Below are 14,814 nucleotides of genomic sequence, written 5' to 3'. Positions count from 1 at the left end.
GTGGACGCCGAAGCGCCGCTGCGGGGCCGAACTCCTCTGGAAACCGCTCTTCAGATACTCCTGAGGCATTTTCCGTACCGGCTACGCGCTGCCACGCCGCGTGCCGCCGGTGGGGCTGTACCGTCCGGTGCACATGCGCCGGGGGCCGCCATTCTACTCATACTTGTTGTACTTGCCGCACTGTCGGCACGGCCAGTTTTACGAGGCCGCCTCGCTTGGCGCATGCAGCGCGCATGGCGGCCTTTATTTGCCTCTCTGCTTACCTTGCCCGCTTATCTGCCTGCTTACTTGCCCGCGTTCTTTCGCGCCTTCTTTCCCGCATTTTTTCCAACACGGTCGCGCAGCGGGGCCACAAAGTCGGGCCGTATTGTAACTGAATCGCAAGCGCGTGCTGTGAGGGGGAAATCCCTGCTCCGGGCGCATTCGTATTCGGCACGTTATCAGGAAAATATAACGCGCCAAACGTGAAAAAGCGATGGTCGGGTACGTTATTTGGAGGGCAGGGCCACGCAAAGACGGGACGGTGCGGGCCTTTCCCGGCGCGCAGGACGCACGCCGGGGCCGGACAACGCTCAGCTCAAACGCCGTTCAGATGCAGCTCAGACGAGGCAGGCGTCGAGGCCGTCGGTGATGAGGTCTTGCGGCAGCTCGATGCCGATGAACACCATCTTGTTGCTCTTCTTTTCGCTCGGCAGCCATTTTTGGGCAAGGTCGCTGCCCATCATCTGATGGACGCCCTGGAACACCACCTTGCGATCCACGCCCTTCATGTACAGCACGCCCTTGTAGCGCAGCAGGCGCTCGCCGTAGATCTGCAGGATGCCGCCCAGGAAGTCTTCGAGACGGTTCGCATCGAATGCGCGGTCGCTTCGGTACACGAACGATTTGATCTTGTCGTCGTGGTGCGCGTGGTGATGATGGTGGTGGCCGTGATCGTGGCCTTCGTGGTTACAGTGGCCGTGATCGTGATCGCACTGCGCGTGTTCGTGATCATGGTCATGATCGTGCGCGTGATCGTCTTCCTCGAGGAAATCCGGGTCGATCTCGAGCTTCGCGTTGAGGTTGAAGCCGCGCAGGTCGAACACTTCCTTGATGTCGGCTTCGCCGAAATTCACCTGGCGGATCTGCGCCTTCGGATTCATGTGCATCAGGCGGTGGCGCAGGTCGGCGAGTTCCGCTTCGTCGACGAGATCGGACTTCGTGATGAACAGGCGGTCGCCGAAACCGACCTGGCGCTGCACCACTTCGTGCTCGTCGAGCTGATGGTTGCCGTGCTTCGCGTCGACGAGCGTGATGATCGCGTCGAGCAGGAACTGGTCGGCGATGTCGTTATCCATGAAGAACGTCTGCGCGACCGGGCCCGGATTCGCGAGGCCCGTGGTTTCGATCACGACGCGGTCGAAATCGAGCTTGCCGTCGCGCTTTTGCTGGGCGAGGTCGCCGAGCACGCGCGCAAGGTCGCCGCGGATCGTGCAGCAGATGCAGCCGTTGCTCATCTGGATGATCTGCTCGCCGCTGTCCTGCACGAGGATCTCGTTGTCGATGTTCTCTTCGCCGAACTCGTTTTCGATCACGGCAATCTTCATGCCGTGCTGCTCGTTGAGGATGCGCTTGAGCAGCGTCGTTTTGCCGCTGCCGAGAAAGCCGGTCAGGATGGTTACGGGAATCATGGTTGCCATGCTGGATGCCTGTTCTGTGCTGTGCGTGAATCGAAGCGCCGACCGTCCGGCGCGCCTGGGCGTGCTCTGGCGCGCGTGGAAAAGGGTGTCGCTGTCCGGTGTTACAACATAACTGCGTATTGGAACATAACTGCGGGAACATAACTTCGGAAACGCAACTGCGGAAACGCAACTGCGGAAACATATCCGCGCCGCCGCTGTATCGCGCGGCCGAAGCCCGCGCCGGAGGGTGCGCCGCCGGTTACGTCAATGCCGGTTACGCCGGATAAGGGGCGCGAGCGCGGACGTTCCGGTCCGCGCACTAGCCGGGCAGATGGGGCCGTTCAGGCGATCTGCAACAGCAGGCCCTTGAGATACTCGCCTTCCGGGAACGCCGTGAGCAGCGGATGATCGACGCCCGCGCCGAGGCGCTTGAGGATGCGCGCGTCGACTTTCGCGTCGGCGGCTGCGCCCGCGACGATCTTCTGGAACAGATCCGCATCGATCGCGCCTGAGCACGAATACGTGAAGAGCAGGCCGCCCGGGCGCAGCAGCTTGAACCCGGTGAGGTTGATGTCCTTGTACGCGCGCGCCGCGCGGTCGACGTGCTCGCGCGAAGCGGCGAACTTCGGCGGATCGAGCACGACGAGATCGAAACGCTCGCCTTCGTCGTGCAGGCGGCGCAGCGTCTTGAAGGCGTCGGCGTCGAGCCAGGCGGCGCGGGCCGCATCGAAGCCGTTCGCCTCGACGTTCTTCTGCGCGGTCGCGAGCGCTTCGCCCGACGAGTCGATCGACACCACGCGCTTTGCGCCGCCCTTCATCGCCGCGAGCGAAAAGCCGCCGGTGTAGCAGAAGCAGTTGAGCACCTCGCGCTCGCGCGCGAAAGTCTGCACGAGCGCGCGGTTGTCGCGCTGATCGACGTAGAACCCGGTCTTGTGGCCGTTGCGCACGTCGACGTGATAGCGCACGCCGTTCTCGCTCGTCACGATGGTTGCGGGCGGCTCGTCGCCCGCAAGCAGCCCGGTGATCTGCTCAAGCCCTTCTTTTTCGCGGATCGATACGTCCGAGCGCTCGTAGACGTTCGGACAGCCGGTCGCGCTCGTGAGCGCGGCGACGATGGCGTCCTTCCACGCCTCGACGCCGGCCGCCATGAACTGGCAGACGAGCTGGCCGCGTCCGTTTGCGCCGTCTTCGACGTAGTGATCGACGATCAGGCCCGGCAGGCCGTCCGCTTCGCCGAAGATCAGGCGCACGGCGCCGGTGCCGGTCACCATCGCCTGGCGGTGCGCGACGGCGCGCTGCACGCGGCGCTTGAAGAACGCGTGATCGATGGGTTCGTTCTCGTCGAAGCTCCAGACGCGCACGCGGATCTGCGAGTGCGGGCTGTAGGCGGCGCGCGCGAGAAAGCGCCCGTCGTGCGCGCGCACGATCACGGTTGCGCCCGCAGCGGGCTTGCCTTCGACGCGGTCGATTGCATTCGCGTAGACCCACGGATGGCGGCGCAGCAGGGATTTTTGTTTCGACGGTTTGAGCGTGACGATATTCATGATGTGTTCAATACAGAAAGCCGGCGCGCACGGCGGCTGGCTCAGGCCGCCAGGCCGCCGCGCGGATGTGCCGTAGCGCCGTAGCGCGTCAGCCGCGCTTTTTCGCGCGTGGATGCGCGGTGTCGTAGACCCGCGCGAGATGCTGGAAATCGAGCGACGTATAGACCTGGGTGGCCGCGATGCTCGCGTGGCCGAGCAGTTCCTGCACCGCGCGCAAGTCGCCGCTCGATTGCAGGAGGTGGGTCGCGAACGAGTGCCGCAGCACGTGCGGGTGGACGTTGGCCGGAATGCCGGCTGCGAGCGCGGCGCGCTTCACGCGCTCGCGTACGACGCCGGGCGACATGCGGTTGCCGCGCACGGAGAGAAAGAGCGGGGCGTCGTCATGCTTGACGAGCGTGTCGCGCACGGCGAGCCAGGCGTCGATGGCTTCGAGCGCCTTGCGCCCGACCGGCACGACGCGATGCCGGTTGCCCTTGCCGAGCACTTCGACTTCGGCGGCGTCGCGCTTGAGCCAGCCCGCCGATTCGTAACCGTCGCGCTTCGCGTAGCGCACGTCGAGGCCCACGAGTTCGGCGAGCCGCAGCCCGGACGAGTAGAACAGTTCGAGGATCGCGTGATCGCGCAGCGCTTCGGGGTCGTTGCTGCCGGTCGCGGCCGGGCCGCGGGCCTCCATCAGACGTTGCGCGTCGTCGACGGAGAGCGCCTTCGGCAGCGTCTTCGCGCGCTTGGGCGCGCGCACGGCGGCTACGGGGTTCGCGTCGAGTTCGATGCGCCCCGCCAGCCAGCGATAAAACGCGCGCCACGCCGACAGCCGGTGCGCGATCGAGCGCGCGGAGAGCCCGCCCGCGTGTGCGCGCGCAACGGCGACGCGCACGTCGGCCGGTGTGATCTTTTCGAGCGGGCGCGCGCCCGCGAGCTTCTTCAGCTCGTCGAGTTCGTGCGTGTAGCCGCGCAGCGTGTGCGTCGACAGCCGCCGCTCGTGTTCGAGGCTGGCGAGGTAGTCGGCGATCGGATCGGTCGAGGTCACGATGGGCGGCGTTTCAGGCGTTCAGTGCGGCAGCAGGCGCGTGAGCGCCGCGCTCGCGAGTGCGCCGATCTGCGTGAGGAAATCGGTGGCCATGCCCTCGTGGAAGCGGCGCGGATCCGGTGAGCCCATCACCAGCAGGCCGAACGCGTTGCCTTCGGTTTCGGCATGGCCGCTGGCGCCGGGCGCGCGCAGCGCCACCAATGCGACCGATTGCGTTTCGCCGTCAGCCGCGTCGAGCCACTGCGCGGCTTCGAAACCCGAATTCGCGCCGCAGTACGGCACCGTGAGGCTGTTCGCGAAGAGCCGCACTTCTTCGCCGGTCTGGCGCGCGAAATCGGACTGACCGTAGGCTTCGGCCACGTCCCAGATGCGCAGCGCGGCCTGCGGCACCTCGAACACGTCGCGCAGGTTCTCCGAGATGGCGCGCGGCAGGGCGTACGGATCGCGCTCGGCGATCACGCGCGTCGTCCAGCGGCCGAATTTCGACGCGATGCTGTCGTTTTCGTGGCCGTAGCGCAGCAATTCGGAAAGACGGCGCTCGAGATGCTTGTTCTTCTCGCGCAGCATTTCCATCTGCCGCTCCTGGAGCGACACGGCGGCCTTGCCGTGAGGATTGCCGAGCTTGATCGTCGTGAGCAGTTCGGCATGCTCGACGAAGAACTCGGGGTTGGCGAGCAGGTAGTCGGCGACTTCTCGATCGTTCATGTTGTCGGTGCGTGGTTGACCGTGGTTGGCGTAAGGCGCGCCGGGCGCGCAATCGATGAAGCGTGTAATCGTGCAGTCGAGCGGTGAGGGCGAGCTGCGATTCGATGGCCTGGGGCAATGGCCTGGTGCCGCGCGGCGAACCGCTCGGGGCCTGCGCTCAGGGCGCTCAGTCCGCCAGTTCGATTTCACCCTCGAAAACGGTCGTGGCGGGACCCGCCATCATGAGCGCCGCGGATTCGTCGCGCGCGCCGTCCCAGGCAATCGTGAGCATGCCGCCGTGCGTGTGCACCTTGACCGGCGAGTCGAGCAGTCCGCGCCGGATGCCCGCGGCCACGGCCGCGCAGGCGCCCGTGCCGCACGCGAGCGTTTCGCCCGCGCCGCGCTCGTAGACGCGCAGACGAACCTCGTTGCGCGAGACGATCTGCATGAAGCCCGCGTTGACCTTCTTCGGAAAGCGCGCGTGCGCCTCGATCACGGGGCCTTCGACGCGCACCGGCCAGGCTTCGGCGTCGTCGACCACCTGCACCGCGTGCGGGTTACCCATCGAAACAGCTGAAATCCAGCGGGTTTTGCCATCGACGTCGAGCGGCCAGAGCGTGTCGTTGCCCTCGCGCTGTCCTTCCAGCCCGCTTGCGTCGAACGGCACGCGCGCGGGTTCGAACACCGGGCTGCCCATATCGACGACGACTTCGCCGTTTTCCTGCATGGCGAGCGTGATCGTGCCGTTTTGCACCTGCACGCGTACGCGGCTCGCATCTGTGAGCTTGCGCTCGCGCACGAACTTCACGAAGCAGCGCGCGCCGTTGCCGCAATGCTCCACTTCGCCGCCGTCGCAGTTGAAGATGCGGTAGCGGAAATCGACACCTTCGATAGTCGGCTTCTCGACCAGCAGCAACTGGTCGGCGCCGACGCCGAAATGGCGGTCGGCGAGCGCGCGCACGTGCTCGGGCGTGAGCGCGAGCGGCTGGCTGTAGCCATCGAGCACGACGAAGTCGTTACCCGCGCCGTGCATTTTGGTGAATTTGAGTTTCATGGCGCTATTGTAAGTGAGGCCCGTGCGTTCGCCACGCAACCCGCATGCGCCCCGCATGTCCCCTGCAAGGCGGGCGCACCCCGCTCAATACACGCCCGGCTCGCCGGGCGGGCGCGTCTTGAAGCGCTTGTGGACCCAGTAATACTGCTCGGGAAGGTACGGAATCTGCTCTTCGAGAAAGGCGTTCATGCGGCGCGCGTCGAGGTCGTCGTCGCCGGTCGGGTAGTTGTCCCACGGCTTGAAGATCTTCAGGCGATAGCCCTTGTAGTCCGGCAGCACCTCGCCGATGAACGGCACCACCTGCGCGCGCCCCACCTGCGCGAGGCGCCCCACGGCGGTCAGCGTGCACGTGGGCACGCCGAAGAACGGCACGAACGTCGAATTGCGCGTGCCGTAGTCCATGTCCGCGCCGAGCATCACGGGTTTTCTGTCGCGCAGCCAGCGCAGCACGACGCGCGCGCTGTCCGCGCGGCTCACCATTTCCGCGCCGAAACGGCTGCGGCCCGCTTTCGCCGCCGCTTCGAATTCGGGGTTCGAGAACGGCTGATAAAGCGAGCCGCAGGGCCGGTGCAGCGAATAGTTGAGGAACATCGAGCCGGCCTCGATGCCGACGAAGTGCAGGCCGAGGAATAGCGTGGGCGGCAGGTCGGGATCGGTGAGATCGACTTCGCTGTCGAGCACGAAGAGCTTTTCGAGCTTCTTCGCCGAGGCGAACCACTGCACGCTGCGCTCCATATAGCTGCGGATCGCGTGGCGAAAGTGCAATCCCGCGACTTCCTCGCGCTTTTCCGCGCTCCACTCGGGAAAGCACAGCCGGAGATTGGTATGGACGACGCGCTTGCGCCGGCTCGGGATCTTGTAGAGCAGCCAGCCGAGGCCGTCGCCGAGACGGGCGACGAGCCCGTAGGGCAGGATCGCGAACAGCTTGAGCAGGCCGATCGCGAAGCGGGAGCCGAGCTTGCCTAGCATGCGACGGCTCCCCGGATGGCCGCGAACGCGGGAACGGAACCGAAAGCTGGCGGTAATGCGGCGGCGGATGCCGGGGTGGAAGCAATAGGTGACACGCGAAGGGGGACTCTGTGACAAATTAGGGAAGACGCTATAATACGGGCTTCGCCGAGTTAATAGACAACTTGCGGGGCGAAGACGGTTCGTGCCGGATTGTCGTCGTTTGATCGACGCCAGGCGCGCCCCGGGCAGGTATCCGCTAAAGCGTCGCCGCTTCAAGGCTCCCGAAGCTGGCTACGTGAAATCAACCGTCACCAGCTTAAAGAAAGGAGTTCAGAGCGTGGCAAACGACTATTTCTTCACTTCCGAATCGGTTTCGGAAGGCCATCCGGACAAGGTCGCTGACCAGATCTCGGACGCGATCCTCGACGCCATCCTCGCCCAGGACAAATACTCCCGCGTTGCAGCAGAAACGCTGTGCAACACGGGCCTCGTCGTCCTCGCCGGTGAAATCACCACGACCGCGAACGTCGATTACATCCAGGTCGCGCGCGACACGATCAAGCGCATCGGCTACGACAACACCGATTACGGCATCGACTACCGCGGCTGCGCGGTGCTCGTCGCTTACGACAAGCAGTCGCCGGACATCGCCCAGGGCGTGGACCGCGCGCACGACAACAACCTCGATCAGGGCGCGGGCGACCAGGGCCTGATGTTCGGTTACGCGTGCGACGAAACGACCGAGCTGATGCCGCTGCCGATCCACCTCTCGCACCGCCTCGTCGAGCGCCAGTCGAACCTGCGCCGTGACGGCCGCCTGCCCTGGCTGCGCCCGGACGCGAAGTCGCAGGTGACAATCCGCTACGTCGACGGCAAGCCGCACGCGATCGACACGGTCGTGCTCTCCACGCAGCATTCGCCGGACATCGACCTCGCCACGCTGCGCGAAGCCGTGATCGAGGAAGTCATCAAGCCGGTGCTCCCGGCCGAACTCATCAAGGGCGAGATCAAGTACCTCGTGAACCCGACCGGCCGGTTCGTGATCGGCGGCCCGCAAGGCGACTGCGGTCTCACGGGCCGCAAGATCATCGTCGATACGTACGGCGGCGCAGCGCCGCACGGCGGCGGCGCGTTCTCGGGCAAGGATCCGTCGAAGGTGGACCGCTCGGCGGCCTACGCCGGCCGTTATGTCGCGAAGAACATCGTGGCCGCGGGCCTCGCATCGCGCTGCCTGATCCAGGTGTCGTACGCGATCGGCGTCGCGCAGCCCACGTCGGTGATGGTCAACACGTTCGGCACGGGCAAGGTTTCGGACGCGACGATCACGCAACTCGTGCGCGAGCATTTCGACCTGCGTCCGAAGGGCATCATCCAGATGCTCGACCTGCTGCGCCCGATCTACGAAAAGACCGCCGCTTACGGCCACTTTGGCCGCGAAGAGCCGGAATTCTCGTGGGAAACGACCGACAAGGCGCTCGCGCTGGCCGAAGCCGCCGGCACGGAGCCGGTGGGCGCGCTCGCGTAACAGGACGCAATCGCGCAGTGGTCGTGTCCGGATCGCAGGGTCGGCGAAGCGCCGGCCTACGACTGAAAAACCGATAAAAAACCCCGCACGGCGTAATGCCTTGCGGGGTTTTTTCGTTTCTGCGCCGGGTGGGGCAATTTATCGCATCGCGAACGCAAACCATCCCATGCTGCTTGCCGACGTGCGGCGCGGACGGCGTGCGTTATGCGGCGCCGGGCCGGCCGCCGTCGTGCCGACGGCGCTGAATGCGCGCAGCGGCGTTTTCGGCCGATAGAGCAGCGTGCGCAGCGAGAAATGCCGTGTGCCCGATCGCATGCGCAGCACCGAGAAGAACGAGTGGAACCAGGCGCGCATGCCGTCGACGGGCCTGGCTTCGCGCACGTGCCCCGCGAGTGCGCGCGTGCGTGCTGCGTGATGCCGCAGCGCGCGCGTCACGTGACGGCGTGCGGGACGCGCCGCCTTCAGCGCGGCGCGGGTAATGCTGCTGGTGAAACGGCGGGTAAGGCTGCTGGTGAAACGACGGGTATCGAAAACGGTGTGCATGGTGTTGAGCGAAATCGGAGTCGAGATGCGCCTTGCATGGCGCTTCATCTGCAGCAGCAAACGTGCCTGCGCCGAAGAAATCTAAAAACAGTGTGCGCCCCGCGGCTTACGCGCGGAGCAAAGATCGAAGCGACGCAACATACCTGCGCAAAACCTGCGCGAACCTGTGTCATGCGGCGGACCATGCAGCGGTTGCTGGCCGCCCGTGCGTGCGAGAAAGGGGCTGCTGACTGAAACAACATGCCCGCGAGGCTACACGCGATTCGTGTCGCGCTGAAGTCGGTTAAACCCCCGCTTCGGCACGGCCGCAATTGCTTTACCCCAGTCGCTCTACAATCGAACCAGTCGAACGGTCGGCACGCACATGCGCGCCGGATGCCAAAGACATCGAATCACGGGCGTCTCATGTCAGTTCAATCAAAGAAAGAACAGGTGCAGGCGCTGCGCGATCACGGCTTCGTCGTGGTGCCGAGGCTCGTCTCGTCCGAGCGTTGCGAAGAACTCAAGCGCATCGGGCAAACGCAACTGCGCGAAGCTGCCGCGCCGCTCGAATTCGAAGCCGATTTGCGCTATCCCGGCGCGCCGTCGTCGAAGGACGCGCCCGGCGGGCATACCGTGCGGCGTCTGCTCGATGCGTACGCGCGCCACGCGCGCTTTCGCGAATGGGCGATTTCGCCCGACATCGTCGGCTGGATGGAGCTGTATTTCGGCGAAATGCCGGTGCTGTCGCGCGCGCATCACAACTGCACGATGACGAAGCATCCGGCGTACGGCAGCCTTACCGGCTGGCATCGCGACGTGCGCTACTGGTCGTTCGAACGCGACGATCTTGTCTCGGTCTGGCTCGCGCTCGGGCCCGAGACGGTCGAGAACGGCGGGCTGTGGTTCGTGCCGGGTTCGCACGAGCAGGCGTTCACGTCGGACCGGTTCGACGCCGCGAAATTCTTCCGCGCCGATGTGCCCGAAAACCGCGCGTGGATCGACCGCGCGGTGTCGCCGCCGCTGCAAACCGGCGACGTCGTGTTCTTTCACTGCAACACGCTGCATTCGGCCGGACAGAATCAGAGCGATCAGGTGAAGTTCTCGCTCGTGTTCACGTATCACGGCGCGAGCAACGTGCCGCTGCCGGGCACGCGCTCGGCGGGTATGCCGGAAGTGCGGCTCTGAGCGACGCGGCGGGCAGGGCGCTTACGGCGTGCGCCGGTGCGTTGTCCGGTGCGTCGTGCGGTGCGTCGTGCGGTGTGTTGACCGGTGCGTTGTGCGCCCTGGCGGCGTCAGCGCCGCCGCCCTGAAGCCGCGAGACCCGTGAGCCCGGCGATGGTTGCGGCCACGCCACCCACGATCAGCAGGATCGTGCGGTTGGTCGGCGCGCCCGTGAAAAGCCGCGACATGTCGTTCGAAAACGAATGGAACGACTCGCCGGCGAAATAAAGCAGCACCACGCCGCAGGCGATCAGCGCAAACGAAATCGCTTTGACCATGGAAATCCTCCCGGATAAGACGGACCTCGCAGTGTAGGCGAGCGGCGACGCTCCCGTCCATTGCGCCGCCGCCGACACAATCCCGAAGAATGGGCATCTGCGCAAAGCAGGCGGATTCGCTACCATGTCAGCCTCTGCTGCGCGCCGCCGCGCGCGCTTGTTCCGCTTTCCCCCCGCTTTTTTCGTTTTTCCCGCTTTCATCGAGGACGATTCCATGGCCTACGAAGCCGCTTCTGAACGCTATTCGGAGATGCAATATCGCTTTTGCGGCAAGTCGGGGCTCAAGCTGCCTGCGCTGTCGCTCGGCCTGTGGCACAACTTCGGCGACACCACGCCGATCTCGACGCAGCGCGAGATTCTGCGCACCGCTTTCGACCTCGGCATCACGCACTTCGATCTGGCCAACAACTACGGGCCGCCGTACGGCAGCGCCGAAATCAACTTCGGCCGCATCTTCAAGGACGACTTCCGTCCGTACCGCGACGAACTGCTGATTTCATCGAAGGCCGGCTGGGACATGTGGCCAGGTCCCTACGGACAGGGCGGCGGCTCGCGCAAATACGTGCTCGCGAGCCTCGACCAGAGCCTGCAGCGCATGGGGCTCGACTATGTCGACATCTTCTATTCGCACCGCTTCGATGTGGAAACGCCGCTCGAAGAGACTGCTGGCGCGCTCGCGAGCGCCGTGCAGCAGGGCAAGGCGCTCTATGTCGGCATCTCGTCGTATTCGCCCGAGAAGACGCGCGAAATGGCGAAGCTGCTCGCCGGATACAAGGTGCCGCTCCTGATCCATCAGCCGTCGTACAACCTGCTCAACCGCTGGATCGAGCGCGGTCTGCTCGATACGCTCGACGATCTGGGCGTGGGCAGCATCGCGTTCACGCCGCTCGCGCAAGGCCTCTTGACCAGCAAGTATCTGAACGGCGTGCCCGAAGACGCGCGCGTGAACCGCCCGGGCGGCGGCTCGCTTCTCGCCGGGCACCTGAGCGCGGAGAACATCGAACACGTGCGCAAGCTCGACGAGATCGCGAAGCGCCGCGGCCAGAGCCTCGCGCAGATGGCGATTGCATGGACGCTGCGTGGCGGGCGCGTGACTTCGGCCCTGATCGGCGCGAGCCGCGCGCAACAGGTGCGCGAGAACGTCGCCGCGCTGAAGAATCTCGAATTCTCGGTGGAAGAACTCGCCGAAATCGACCGCTACGCCACCGAAGGCGGCGTCAACCTGTGGGAAAAGCCGTCCACGGATCAGCACATCTGATCGTCTGATTCACCTCGCGGCGCGGTTGCGCCGGAACGCCTCGCAAAAAAGCGAGGCGTTTTTTTTCGTCTCTTCCCGTCGGCGGACCGGGAGCTGCGGCGTCCGTTGTTCTTCGTTGCCCTGTCACACGCCGCTGCTAACTTCGCGGCTGTCTTTGCCGCGAGGAGCGCCGATGGAGTCCGCAGTCGAGCCCACGATTGAGCCCGCAGTCGCTGACCGGATCGACAACCGAAGGGCCCACCGTCCTGGCACCCGGTCCGGGCACAAAATCCCGTTGCCTGCGCCTGACGCGCGCGCGAACGCCGCGATGCTCGCGCTCGCCGGGCTGGCGCTGGCCTGGCAGCTAATCGGGCTGCCGCTCGCGTTGCGCGCAGCGGGCGGGCCGTCGCTCGCGCTGTTGGCGACACTCGTGCCCGTCGTGCTCGCCACGCCGATCCACTGGGGCTTGATCCACGAGGGCATCCACGGCCAGCTGCTCTCCAGCCGGCGCGCCAACGAGCGGCTCGCGCGGCTGCTCGCGGTCGGCATTGCCATGCCGTTCAACGCCGTGCGCTTCGGACACCTGATGCATCACCGCTTCACGCGCGAGCCGTTCGACCGGCCCGACGTCGACGACGCAACCGAGCCGCGCTGGCGCAGGCGCCTCTGGTATTACGCGCGGCTCCTGGGCGGGCTCTACGTCGCCGAACTGCTGCTGCCGCTCCTCGCCTTCTTGCCCGTGCGCGTGGCGCGCGCGCTGATTGCGCGCGGCGTGGGCGCGCACGGCCCGGAAGGCGCGCAGGTGCAGCGGCACTTCGCGAACCACGCGGGCGATGCGCAAAACCGCCGCCGCGCGCGCCGCGACTGGCTCGCTTCGTGCGCGCTCTATGCGCTTTCGTTTTCGCTTTACGGACCAGCCTGGCCGGTTCTGCTGGCTGCGATGCTGCTGCGCGGCCTGTGGCTGTCGATGGCCGACAACCTGCCTCACTACGGCGTTGCACTCGAAGAACCCGGCCGCTCGCGCGACCTCCGCGTGCCGCGCGTTATTGGCGTGATGCTGATGAATCATCATCTGCACCGGCAGCATCACCTGCATCCGACGCTGCCGTGGACCGCCTTGCCTGCGCTCGCACGCGAGGAAGCGATGCGCGGGCAAGCAAAGGGAGTAGACGCACAACGCTCGCGCCCCGCGTATTTCCGCGCGGCGCTTGCGCAGCTAAGAGGATTGCAGCCCGGCAACCGGGTGCATTGAAGCGGGCTTTCGCGCCGCCGCCTCGCGCTACGGCAGCGCGGTTTCCTGAGGTTTTGTTACAGCAGCGTCGGCAGGGTTTCGACGAGCGCCACGGCGAGCATCGCGCCGATCAGCGCGCCTATCACGCGCAGTGTGTTGTGCCGGAATTCGGTCGCGCACGGAAACGCACCCAGACAAAGCGCGCCGGCGAGGGCCATCGGGATGATCATCACGAAATCGCCAACCGTGAAATAACCTTGCATGCTCGTCTCCTTATCATGTCGGCGGCGGAAACGGACGGTTGTTGTGCACGTTGTTGTGCTCGTCATGGCGCGACGGCTTCCGGCCTTTTCCGAGTATAGGTGAGGGCCGAAAACGCGGCGTGTGCTTTGCGCGCCGCTCGCGCGCGCCCGCCGTGCGGCGGGGGCACGCCCGGCGCTGCTTTGCGGCAGCGCGGCACGTGCGGCGCGGCATGCGCGCGCAGATCCCGGTTATTACAAATTGCCGACGATTGAGGGCGCGAGCGGGTACAAGCAGGGACAAGCGGGTGCTAGCGCGTACAAGCAGATACAAGCGCGCGCGTCAGGCTGTCCCGGCGCGCTCTTTCGCGCGCAGCGCGGCGGCGAGCGCGAGCCCTGCAATCAGCAGCACGCCGACGAGCGCCGCGACGCCGCCCCAGCCGCCGACCACCCAGAAGTGCCCGCCAAGGGAGCCCATGATGCTCGACCCGAGGTAGTACGCGAGCAGGTAGAGTGCGGCGGCCTGACCCTTGGCTTCGCGCGCGAGGCGGCCAACCCAGCCGCTGGCGACGGAGTGGCCCGTGAAGAATCCGATCGTCAGGCAGCAGATGCCTGCGGCGATCATGCCGAGCGACGGGAACAGCGTGAGCACGACGCCCGCGAGCATGGTCGCGAGACCGGCGATGAGGACGCGCCCGCGCCCAAAGGTGTCGGCCATGCGGCCCGACCACGGCGAGGCGATCACGCCGGTCAGATAGACGATGAAGATCACGCTGATGGCCGACTGGCTCATGTTGTACGGCGGCGCGATGAGCCGGTAGCCGATGTAGTTGTAGAGCGTGACGAAGCTGCCCATCAGCACGAAGCCCATCGCGAACAGCGCGGCGAGGCCGGGCCGCGCGAAGTGACTCAGGAGCGCGGCGCGGTGATGGGCGAAGCCGAGCCCCTTTTTCGGCACGAAGCGGCGCGAGGGCGGCAGGAGCGTGCGAAAGGCCAGCATCGAGCCGATGCCGAGCACGCCGATGACGCCGATCGACACGCGCCAGCCGAACAGATCGGCGAGCACGCCCGCGATGACGCGCCCCGACATGCCGCCGACGGCCGTGCCGCCGACATAGAGCCCCATCGCGAGGCCGAGGCCGTCCGGGTGCATTTCCTCGGCGAGCCAGGCCATGGCGACGGCGGGCACGCCGCCGAGCGCGAGCCCCTGGAGCGTGCGCAGCACCAGCAACTGGTGCCAGTGCGGCACGAACGCGGTGGCGAGCGTGAGCAGCGACGACACGCTGAGCGACGCGGTCATCATCGTGCGGCGGCTCCAGCCTTCGGAGACGAAGCCCGCGACGAAGATCGCGATTGCGAGCGCGGCGGTCGTCAGCGAGAGCGAGAGACTGCTCTGCGCGGGGCTCACGCCGAATGCCTGCGAAAACGCAGGCAGGATCGGCTGCACGCAGTAGAGCAGCGAGAACGTCGCGTAGCCCGCGAACAGCAGCGCAAGACAGGCGTGCCAGTAGGCGCGCGAGCCGCGTTCGAGCCAGGTCTGGCTCGACGGCGAAGACCCCGCGGCGTTGCGATCGGCGCCCGATGAAACGGTCACGACACCTTCTCCTGCGGATGACAGAGCCGCAACGATACCGCGG

The 14,814-nt window shown here is 66.0% G+C and carries 14 protein-coding genes; 4 read left to right on the top strand and 10 right to left on the bottom strand.

Features of this window, described 5'->3' with window-relative positions:
* Positions 1 to 599: 599 nt before the first annotated feature.
* The 6 genes from EPN59_RS09990 to EPN59_RS09965 form a co-directional block, all read right to left on the bottom strand.
* Positions 600 to 1,670, bottom strand: a complete 1,071-nt coding sequence (locus EPN59_RS09990; protein ID WP_363928554.1) for a GTP-binding protein — start codon at positions 1,668 to 1,670, stop codon at positions 600 to 602.
* Between the two features lie 332 nt (positions 1,671 to 2,002).
* A complete protein-coding gene (locus EPN59_RS09985) occupies positions 2,003 to 3,205 on the bottom strand; it encodes a class I SAM-dependent rRNA methyltransferase (RefSeq protein WP_293034916.1) in 1,203 nt (400 codons plus the stop codon).
* An 88-nt stretch (positions 3,206 to 3,293) separates the two neighbouring features.
* Positions 3,294 to 4,232, bottom strand: a complete 939-nt coding sequence (gene xerC / locus EPN59_RS09980) for a tyrosine recombinase XerC (protein ID WP_293045960.1) — start codon at positions 4,230 to 4,232, stop codon at positions 3,294 to 3,296.
* A gap of 21 nt (positions 4,233 to 4,253) precedes the next feature.
* Entirely contained in the window at positions 4,254 to 4,937 is a 684-nt protein-coding gene (locus tag EPN59_RS09975; RefSeq protein WP_293035638.1) for a DUF484 family protein, read from the bottom strand.
* Between the two features lie 166 nt (positions 4,938 to 5,103).
* Positions 5,104 to 5,970, bottom strand: a complete 867-nt coding sequence (dapF, locus tag EPN59_RS09970; protein WP_293035635.1) for a diaminopimelate epimerase — start codon at positions 5,968 to 5,970, stop codon at positions 5,104 to 5,106.
* Positions 5,971 to 6,054: 84 nt separating this feature from the next.
* The gene (locus EPN59_RS09965; protein WP_293035632.1) at positions 6,055 to 6,939 is read right to left on the bottom strand and encodes a lipid A biosynthesis lauroyl acyltransferase; all 885 of its coding nucleotides are present in this window, start codon (positions 6,937 to 6,939) and stop codon (positions 6,055 to 6,057) included.
* Between the two features lie 319 nt (positions 6,940 to 7,258).
* Here EPN59_RS09965 and metK point away from each other — a divergent pair, with 319 nt between their 5' ends.
* A complete protein-coding gene (gene metK, locus EPN59_RS09960) occupies positions 7,259 to 8,446 on the top strand; it encodes a methionine adenosyltransferase (RefSeq protein WP_293035629.1) in 1,188 nt (395 codons plus the stop codon).
* Between the two features lie 138 nt (positions 8,447 to 8,584).
* On the opposite strand, the gene EPN59_RS09955 is transcribed toward metK, so the two are convergent.
* Positions 8,585 to 8,989: a hypothetical protein gene (locus EPN59_RS09955; RefSeq protein WP_293045957.1), complete on the bottom strand. Its 405-nt coding sequence runs from the start codon at positions 8,987 to 8,989 to the stop codon at positions 8,585 to 8,587.
* Between the two features lie 405 nt (positions 8,990 to 9,394).
* Here EPN59_RS09955 and EPN59_RS09950 point away from each other — a divergent pair, with 405 nt between their 5' ends.
* On the top strand, positions 9,395 to 10,156 hold the full coding sequence (locus EPN59_RS09950) for a phytanoyl-CoA dioxygenase family protein (RefSeq protein WP_293033506.1): 762 nt from the start codon (positions 9,395 to 9,397) through the stop codon (positions 10,154 to 10,156).
* Between the two features lie 107 nt (positions 10,157 to 10,263).
* Here EPN59_RS09950 and EPN59_RS09945 read toward each other — a convergent pair whose 3' ends face one another.
* Positions 10,264 to 10,470: a DUF3185 family protein gene (locus EPN59_RS09945; RefSeq protein ID WP_293033508.1), complete on the bottom strand. Its 207-nt coding sequence runs from the start codon at positions 10,468 to 10,470 to the stop codon at positions 10,264 to 10,266.
* Positions 10,471 to 10,684: 214 nt separating this feature from the next.
* On the opposite strand from EPN59_RS09945, the gene mgrA reads away from it, so the two are divergent.
* Together mgrA and EPN59_RS09935 are read left to right on the top strand one after the other, a co-directional pair.
* Entirely contained in the window at positions 10,685 to 11,728 is a 1,044-nt protein-coding gene (gene mgrA, locus EPN59_RS09940) for an L-glyceraldehyde 3-phosphate reductase (RefSeq protein ID WP_293033510.1), read from the top strand.
* Between the two features lie 274 nt (positions 11,729 to 12,002).
* Positions 12,003 to 12,959 carry a fatty acid desaturase gene (locus EPN59_RS09935; RefSeq protein WP_293033512.1) on the top strand — a complete coding sequence of 319 codons (957 nt, stop codon included), beginning with the start codon at positions 12,003 to 12,005 and terminating at the stop codon, positions 12,957 to 12,959.
* A gap of 56 nt (positions 12,960 to 13,015) precedes the next feature.
* Here EPN59_RS09935 and EPN59_RS09930 read toward each other — a convergent pair whose 3' ends face one another.
* The gene (locus EPN59_RS09930; RefSeq protein ID WP_293033514.1) at positions 13,016 to 13,201 is read right to left on the bottom strand and encodes a hypothetical protein; all 186 of its coding nucleotides are present in this window, start codon (positions 13,199 to 13,201) and stop codon (positions 13,016 to 13,018) included.
* Positions 13,202 to 13,520: 319 nt separating this feature from the next.
* Positions 13,521 to 14,771 carry an MFS transporter gene (locus EPN59_RS09925; protein ID WP_293033516.1) on the bottom strand — a complete coding sequence of 417 codons (1,251 nt, stop codon included), beginning with the start codon at positions 14,769 to 14,771 and terminating at the stop codon, positions 13,521 to 13,523.
* Positions 14,772 to 14,814 lie beyond the last annotated feature (43 nt).

Source organism: Paraburkholderia sp. (assembly GCF_004298475.1).
In the GTDB taxonomy this organism is placed as follows: Bacteria; Pseudomonadota; Gammaproteobacteria; order Burkholderiales; family Burkholderiaceae; genus Paraburkholderia; species Paraburkholderia denitrificans.
Note: the sequence above shows the minus strand (reverse complement) of the source record. Positions and strands in the feature narration are given on the sequence as shown.